General features: G+C 49.5%; 3 protein-coding genes. All 3 read left to right on the top strand.

Annotation, left to right across the window (positions count from 1 at the left end):
* Positions 1-2,798 (top strand): hypothetical protein (locus tag PHQ58_RS22390; protein WP_300115865.1); only part of this gene is annotated, 2,798 nt, incomplete at its 5' end.
* A gap of 37 nt (positions 2,799-2,835) precedes the next feature.
* On the top strand, positions 2,836-5,604 hold the full coding sequence (locus PHQ58_RS22385; RefSeq protein WP_300115863.1) for a DUF4347 domain-containing protein: 2,769 nt from the start codon (positions 2,836-2,838) through the stop codon (positions 5,602-5,604).
* Positions 5,605-5,752: 148 nt separating this feature from the next.
* Positions 5,753-9,543: DUF1566 domain-containing protein (locus PHQ58_RS22380; RefSeq protein ID WP_300115861.1), on the top strand; the 3,791-nt coding region annotated here is incomplete at its 3' end.

Here is a 9,543-nt window from a genome sequence, read left to right as displayed (position 1 = left end):
TGATGCTTTTAGTGCTGTTTATGTCAGTAGGGACGGGAGGATTGCGGAGTGCGGAGGCGGCGACACAGGAACAGATTGATACGGCGATTACGAACGGCATAGCGTATCTGTTGAGTCAACAGTCAGGTGATGGCTCTTTTACTGGTGATTTTCCTCCTGCCACGACCGGCTTTGCTCTCACTGCGTTGGCTCATTATGCTGAAAAGTTGGGCAAAACGCCGACAGATGCGACTTTTGCCTACAGAACTCAATATCTGAATGGTCTCAATTTTCTTTTTAACAATGTACAGTATGACTCGACCAATGGATGGGTCTATTGGGACCTTGGTGGTGATAATACCTATCAGACCGGCATACCGCTGATGGCAATCTCGCGGTCTGGCAATCCTGATACGCAAGTAACAACCGGAGTCCTTGCGGGTTATACTTATAAACAGGTTGGTCAGATGGTTATAAACTGGCTTAAGTCTGCTCAAAATGCCGGGGGTGCCTGGGCGTACAATAAAGGAGATGCTACGCGTGACCAATCCACGGTAGGGTGGGTTACCATGGGTGTGGCGTATGCAGTCCATAGTATGGGCTGCACATTTCCGGCTGGTTTCCTGACCGGTCTTGATCTTCATAACACCTATATCCAGTCAACAACACCCGGTGGCAACTTTGGAGGAGCGGGATATACGTCTCCGGATGGATGGAATAATGTTTATAAGACGGGGCACCTGCTGTTTAATCTGGCGCTGGTTGGCAAGAGCGTCAATGATACGACCGTTCAAAATGCACTGACGTTTATGAACAGTCACTGGGCTGATTTAACAAACGGTCTTAACTCAAGCGCTGACTACGGCTGGCGCGGTAACCCTGGTGCCGGAGTGCTTCCATCCTATTCCGGTATGTTTGCTTCGGCAAAAGGTTTCTCGGAATACGCCATTGATACGTTCAGCGGTCACAACTGGTATAACGATTTTGCGGACGTGATCGTAGCCAATCAGAATGCCAGCGGATGGTGGCTTGGTGGAGGTTATGGTGAGCAAAATCACACTGCTTATGTACGCAGTACTTCTTTTGCTCTTCTCACACTTCTTCGCGCACAGTCTCACCTGCCCCCAAAAGTGACCTCAAGCGCGGCCACCAACATTACTACAACTACTGCGACAATCAACGGAACGCTGACAGACATGGGTACATCCACCTCGGTTGATGTAATATTTGAATACGGCACAAATTCGTCGAGTCTCAATTTGACGACTGCACCTCAAACATTTACATCGGCACCCAGCAACTTTACCGTTAATTTGACAGGCCTGAGTATCAATACCACATTCTATTATCGCTCTAAAGCAGTCGGCACAGCAGGCGGGGTATCAACAGGCACCGGTTACTCCGACATAGTCAGTTTTACGACACCCGATACCCTTACGTATACTCCGTCAATCACCAACGGTACTTCAACTCCCTCTGCACCAATATCCGGGATTTCGCCGGAAAGCAACAATACGGTTTACTCGTTTTCCTTTGCTTCCAGCGCCGGTTACCACATTACCGGCATAACAGCAAGCCCAGCAGCTTGTGTTGGAACTCCAACACCTGCATCTTTTCCTTATACAAATGACACTAATGGAATAATCTCCGGTTCTTATAATGTTGCAACTCCGGCAAGTACCAGCTGTGTAGTCACGGCTGCAACGGCTCCCAATGTTTACAGCATCACCGCGACTGCCACCGATAACAACGGCACTGCCAACGTCGGCGGCTCGGTATCCTGTCCCGCAACGGTCAACTACGGCGTCGATCCGACCTGCACCTTTACTCCTGCAGCAGGCTACCACGTCTATGATGTGATCGTTGACGGCTCCTCCGTATGGAGCAATTTCAGCGCAGTCGGTGTTAACACGACGCTCGCTTCCCGTGCGCTGGGAGTTGTCGCAGACGCCCGCACTGTGCTGGTCAAATTCCGCAAGGACACCTTCCTGATTACAACCACACCGGGCACAAACGGAACCATCTCCCCGGCCAACAGCTACTTTGACTACGGCACCACCCCCACCCTGACCGTAGCCGGCGATTCCGGTTATTACGTTGTATCCATCGGCGGCACCTGCGGCGCAGCCTACAGCAACACGCTCCCCGACTACAACGTCATGAGCAAACCATACACGACAAATACCATAACCGCTCCATGCAGCATAACTTCCAGCTATGCACTAGGCTACCGATATATCTCAACCTCGGTCACACCGGTGGGTAATGCCACAGTCACCTGTCCAGCATCCGTCATTCACGGCCAGACCGACTCCTGCACGGTTACACCCAACAGCGGCTATCATATCACCTCCGTCAGCGGCTGCTTTGGCAGCACCTACACCGCCCCTGCCTACACAAACGGTACCTCCGGAGTGACTAGCAACACATTCTCGCTGGGTACGGTAACCAACGACTGCACCGTCAGCGCCGTTGTTGCCATCAACCAGTTCGACATCACCGCTACACCCGACACGCACTCCAAAGTTGACAGCTATGCTCTGAACACGCCGCATACCTACAGCAATATAAATTACAACAGCTCACAGGCCGTGACCTTTACCTCCGACACCGGCTACCACCTGACAGGCATAACCAACAACTGCAGCGGCACCGGCTCGGCAACCTATTCAGATGTAGTCAATGGTCCCTGGACGACAAGCGCCACCTTCACACCGTCCGGCACCATCACCAACGGTGTAGCAGACAACTGCGGCATATCAGCCGTTAGTGCCATCAATGTCTACAGCATCACGCCGAGTGTGGTAATTGTGCCGTAATAAAATTTTCAAGATTTAATTCATGCGAGAGTTAGCAATGAAATCCGTCCTGTCCTCAATATCGGTAGCAAAAAAGCTTGCAACGTGGTTTGCACTGGTTGTGTCTTTTTTTGCGCCACTGACGTATGTTTCGATAAGTCAGGCAGTCACAGGGGCAGTTTCGGTCAGTGGCAGCGGGCCTAATGACGCCCCAGCATCGACCGGTAGCGAAGTTGTCGTTATTGATAGATCACTGCCTGATCTCCAGGTCCTGCTGGCAGGATTAAGACCCGGAGTTCATGTCGAATATTTTACTGAAGGCAAGGATATTGTTTCGTCGCTGAGCAGCATAATCAAGACACATCAGCCGGTGAAAACGTTGCATATTGTCACCCATGGTGCTCCCGGCGTAATTTCCGCCGTGGGTGATGTTCTTACTCAGCAGTCATTCGAGGTGAAGGCACCGGAAGTCCGCTCATGGCAGAAGTTCCTGCAGGCAGACGCCGAAATTCTCCTGTATGGCTGTGAAACAGGGAAGGGCGCATCCGGTGATAGTCTTATAAAGACTCTTGCGGAACTAACGTCGGCAAAAGTTGCTGCTTCGACAAACCGTACCGGTTATAAACACTTGGGGGGGGATTGGCAGTTGGAGCGGCAGACCGCTCAGATGATGTCAACTATCTGTTTTACAAAGACAATAGAAAATTATTCTTTTACTTTGGCAAATGTCTATGTTCACGATGGTGGAAGTTATGCTTCATCCGTCGCCAGTTATTACAATACCCTGTCGGGGCACTCGGCAACATATGCAAGTGACGGTTCAACAACTATTCCTGATCTGTCTGCATATTCAATGGCCTTTATTTGTCTTCCTAGTCGTGCACTAAACGCAACCGAACTAAATAATCTTACTGCCCTTCGCAATCGTGGCGGTCGAATTGTACTCATTGGTGAACACTCGGGTTTTGCTACGCAGAACACGAATGTGACTAATATCGTTATTGCCCTGGGGGGGCATCTGTCGATTCAGTCGCTCATGCTTGATAGCGGGCCGACCTATGATTATTTACCGAACACTAACTTCAATACTGCATCTCCTCTATTTCAGGGAGTGTCGTTATTGAATACGGGGGGAGCTGCATCCGCTGTCAATATTGGCGGAGATGCCACTGTTCTGAACAAATCTATATCTGATCCCACGAAAATTGTAATGGCACAGGAACGATTGGGAGTTGGTGATTTTGTTGCCTGGGCTGATGTTAACTTTTGGGCTAAGATCAGTGATCCCGCCTACGGTACTGGAAGATTCTTCAAGAATCTCCTTGAAAATGCGGCAGGAAATATTGTGAGTATTCTGGTGGCTCAGCTGTCGACAACGCCTGCGTACTCCGTTTCCGGGAATTCAGCCTGGAGCGGTGGCACTATTACTAGTGACAACGGTCACGCGATTACACAGCGGGGAATATGCTATAGCACCACAAATTCCGAGCCGACCACTTATGATTCCAAGGTTACCGATTCTGCGGGCGGAACCGGCTCCTTTGCCGGACAAATGACAGGACTGTCGTTGAACACCACCTACTACGTGAGAGCCTACGCTGTCAGCGACCTCGGCACAGCCTACGGGAACACAATTTCATTTACAACGCCTTCCATTGCGGGCACTGCACCAACGGCGGTTGCGGACTCCATCAGTTGTCCGCGAAGCGGAACCATTACAGGGAACGTTAAGTCCAATGACATTGCCGGAAGCAATGGTCTCGGCAATGCCGTTATGGTTGTGAGCCCGAGCTATATCAGTGGCGGTTTTACGCTGAATTCGGACGGATCGTTCTCCTACACGAACAACGGCAACGCCGGGGTCTCGGACTTTTTTACCTATTACCTGACCGATGGAACCTTCACCAGCGGTACGGTCGGGGTCAGCATATCCATTTACACACCTACCACCCCGCCTACTGGAGGAAACAGCACAATAACAACGCTCAGCGATGGGACTTACGGTTTTAAAACCAGCGATTTTCCTTTTAGTTCTTCCAGCAGTACTTTTAACGGGATAACGGTAGCTGCTCTTCCGTCAAAAGGTATTCTTAAATACAACGGGCTGACTATCTCTCCCGGCGCAACCTGTAACGATGTCACCAGATTGACGTACGATCAAAACGGAGAAGCCGGGATCAATCCCCTGACGACCTTTACGTTCAAGGTTCTCGATATGACCGGCCAGCCCAGTTCCTCTGCTTACACCATGACAATCAACTCAGGATTGATACCGCCAACATACGCTGTATCAACATCTCCCGGTGCGAACGGGACACTTTCATGTACGCCCACAACGGTTGATAACGGAGCAACCTCGAGCTGTACGGCAACTGCTGACACGGGCTATTACGTCTCTGACATAAGTGGTTGCGGAATCAGCTACACAAACACGAGCACGTCCATTAATTCTCACACGGTAAGCACAACTGCCTACAACACTGACTGCACGGTGAGCGTTACATTCAGTATCAATCAGTACAACGTCTCGGCAGTTCCAAGTGCCAACGGAACGATAACCGGCGGTGCATCCGGTGCCACGGTGAGCAGGACGACCAACTACGGAGCAACGCAAACATTCACTTATAACGCCAACACAGGTTACCACCTGACTCAGATTGACAACGGCTGTGGCGGCTCAGTACAGAACTTCATCTACAGTAACGGAGATGCTGGCACGGTCAACGCAAGCTACACTACCGCCGGTGTCACGGGCAACTGTACGACGACCGCTACCACTGCCATCAACGTTTACAGCATCACTCCGAGTGTGGCGGTAGTGCCATGATTTGTTAAAAGCATCCGTCTGAACTTGCGAGAGAAAAACCTTTTAAATTAAGCAATTGTAAATAGATAGTGTGGGTATCATTCGGTAAGAGTTTAGAAAATATAGCCGGCATTAAATTTATAATCATCGCTTTAAGAAGGAGCGTACTATGAACAGCATAATCAATAATCCCAAGAAATTACGGATTGGAAAAACTTCTTTGACCATTTACTTGGTTTCTGCTCTGCTGTTTATGCTCCTTGCCGGAATTTTATCGCCGCAGTCGGCAACGGCTTTGACCGCTTCAGGCAGCGGGGGCGCAGTCGTCTGTCCGGATACCGCTAACTGGGGTACGAATCCGTCATGTACTATAACACCGGCTACCGGATATCATGTTTATGGTGTGTGGGTTGATACTGTTGAAGATGCTGCTGCGCGCAATCAGAGCATAACCGGTCTTAACAGTTCGGTGGCAGCCCTTTATCTGCTTGGTAATACAACTGCTCCACGAGCTGTTGAAGCGAAATTCCGCAAAAACACCTATCTGGTGTCAGCCGCTGTATCAGGTAGCGGAACCAACAGCGTAAATTCCACCTTCAATCCGTCTAATTATGCCGATTACGGAACTGCCGCCACGTTTCTGATTGACGAAATTGACGGTTTCCAGATTGACAGCATAACCGGCGATGCCGCCTGTGGAGCAGTAACCGGGACTCCATGGAGAGATAATCCCGCACCACCGACTACTCACGGTACCAACGCAACCTATACTGCTGCATCAGTAATCGGTCCATGCACAGTAACCGCTTCTTTCAGTCCCGATACGACAAAACCGGTTACTACATTTGCGGTTCCTGCAAGCGTTACTTCACTAAATGTTCCGATTATTACACTTACGGCTACCGATAACGTCCATGTAAAAGAGTATTGCATTCTTCAGAACAGTACTGACGTAAATGCCTGCGTCTGGAGCGGACCCGACGCACCCGCTTCATTTCTTATGGCTGGTTCGGAAGGTCTTCATCGTCTCTATGCATGGAGTCGGGATTACGCAGGGAACATTTCAGATATGGAGTTTGCAGATATAACATTTGATTCTGCAAACCGGATAAATCTGCCTCGTAGTGGACAGAATCGTTGTTATAATTCGGCTGGAACAATAATAGCCTGCCCCTCTACCGGTCAGGATGGCGAAAGTCTCTCCGGGCTTGTATGGCCAACAGTTCGTTTTGCCAGCGGAGTAGGTGCAGACACTACTACAGCTGTTATGACTGATACGCTCACAGGTCTTATGTATCCAAAAGACTTCAGTAAAGTGCCGGCAGCTCAGAACTGGCAAACGGCACTTGCAACAGTTGCATCAATGAATGCTGCAAATTATGGTGGTTATACAGACTGGCGTTTGCCAAATCGCAATGAAATGGCATCATTGATTAACCGTGTTCGCCCTGATAGCGCATCATGGTTGACGACGCTTGGTTTTATCAATGTAAAACCGAACTCTTACTGGACCAGTACAACTGAAACGGCGACTCCGGCTGAAGCATGGTCAGTCAATATGCTGGAAGGTTCCATAATAAGTCAGGATAAAACTGTAGTTAATTATGTTGTTCCTGTTCGTGCCTGGCAGGGACTTGGCTTGGCGCAGCCAATTCAGACAGGTCAGACAGTTTGCTACGACACAGTAACCAATAACCCCACCCCTTGCGTCAACTCTACAACAGGCATTCATACCGGGCAGGATGGTGATCAGAAAGCCGGTATTCCTTGGCCAGCCGCCCGTTTTGGAAATGCTGACGGTACCGCACCTGTCAACAGCAGTATTGCGCTTGACAGATTGACTGGTCTGATGTGGCAGATTGATGCATCAAATTCTGGTCTGCTTTCATGGCAGCAGGCTCTGGATTATGTAAAAGCTCTGAATGCGTCACATTATCTTAACTATAGCGACTGGCGTCTGGCTAACAGTGTTGAACTGCTCAGTCTCTACAACGGTGCTGAAGAGAGTGGCAAAACCTGGTTGGAGGGGGAGGGCTTTAGCAATGTCCAGACAACCGGATACTGGACTGGTACTACAGGGGTCAATCAGGCTAAAAATGCCTGGATATACAATATAGAAGATGGAAAATTAATTTATAGTGATAAAACAACAGGTTTATTCCACGCTTTAGCTGTTCGTGGCGGTTTGATCGGCAGCGGTTCGATAGCTATAACTCCGCCAAGTCCGGATCTTGGACAGCAGGCTTATGGAAGCGCTTCCGCTACGCAGGAAATAACCATCAGCAATACCGGTGCATCAGAACTTCAAATCAGTTCGATAATACTTGATAACGGAAACGACGGTGCTTTCTCACTGAATATAGCTTACGGATCAAAACCTTGTACCATCTATGCACCGGCTCTTCCGGCTGGAGATTTCTGTACGGTTGGTTTGGCATTTACACCGGCTACGTCAGGTAATAAAACCGGCACGCTGACCATAACAAACTCGGACAGCAGTAGTCCGGCTCTTGAAGTGCCGCTTACCGGTGTCGGCGTTTCGATAGTGAGCGGGGCAGTTCCCGGAGGACATGGTTCTGTTGTTTGTCCCGGTACAGCTGTCAGCGGCGGGAGCAGTGTCTGCAGCATCACACCGGAAGTCGGCTATCATCTGACTTCGCTCGCTGATTCCATCGACGGCGACGTTTATACCGGTACGGAACAAACCAGCTACACTGTATCCAATATCACCGTCAATCGTACCGTAACTGCCGGTTTTACAATAGATACCTTTGCGCCTGCTGTGGCTGCAGTCGGAGCCGGTACGCTCTCCTGTAGTACTGCTGATTACGGCACATCGTCCAACTGTTCTGTAGCTCCAACTGACCCTGCCAGTCATCACCTGGCGAGCCTGACCGATAATGGTGTAGATGTAACCAGCGCTGTAATCGGAACAGTATATTCCATTGTAAATGTCACTACAGCTCATAACCTGATTGCCACATTTGAGCTTAATACTTATATGGTATCAGCAACAAGCAGTGGTGACGGCACTATAAGCTGCAGTCCGGGTATTGTTAATCACGGCAGTTCAACTGTTTGCAGTATGAGTACTACTCTCCCCGGTCATCATCTTTCTGCTTTGAGAGATGGCGGCTCGTCTGTAGCAGCAACCGGTCCGACCATTACAGACGGTATCGCAGCTTACAGCTACACAATTAGCAATGTTACGGCTTCACATACTATGGAAGCAGAATTTGCCATTAATCAGTACACTATATCCATACCTGCTGCCGCCAACGGAGTTTCCGAGCCGGCAGACTCTACTATTGTTCCATATAATGCGACTGCTGCTATTACATTCACACCTGCTGCAAATTATCGACTTGCTTCTGCCAGCGGTTGCAGCGGTGTGCTGGCTGGTAATCAGTTTACGCTTGATCCGGTTAACGCAGACTGCACACTTAATTCTGCTTACGAACGAATTACACACCAGGTTTCAATTACAGCCACGTCCGGTGGAACTGTCACTCCGGATACAAGCCAGACGGTAAACGAGGGTGATGTCAAGTTATTCACGATCGTACCTGCCTCCGGTTATACTATGACGCAGGCAAGCGGATGTGGAATAACAAATACAGGAGGGGATAACTACTCTACTTCTGTAATTACTGCCGATTGTACAGTGAGTGTAGTCTTTGCAGATACACAAGCTCCTGAAATAACAGCCTTTGCGCTTCAAACTACAGGCTCAACACTGACGATTCCAATTCCTCGCTTGACTGAAACTGATAATGCAGCCGTAACCGGATGGTATATAAGCGATCAATCAGTTCGACCTGTCCCGACACCATGGTTGAATAGCTCTCCTTCAAGCTATACCATTCCTGCCAAACAGCCGGATGGCTCCTTAACAGCAGCAGGTGAGAAAACCCTTTATGTATGGGTTCGTGATGCCGCAGGCAATGTTTCATCTGTTAG

It is taken from the genome of Rhodoferax sp. (assembly GCF_028688795.1).
Taxonomy (GTDB): Bacteria; Pseudomonadota; Gammaproteobacteria; order Burkholderiales; family Burkholderiaceae_C; genus Rhodoferax.
The sequence above is the reverse complement of the archived record's forward strand: the minus strand, read 5'-3'. Positions and strand labels throughout refer to the sequence as shown.

Coding starts and splice junctions, on each gene's coding strand:
- PHQ58_RS22385 (WP_300115863.1), top strand. CDS start 2,836: ATGAAATCCGTCCTGTCCTCAATATCGGTAGCAAAAAAGCTTGCAACG.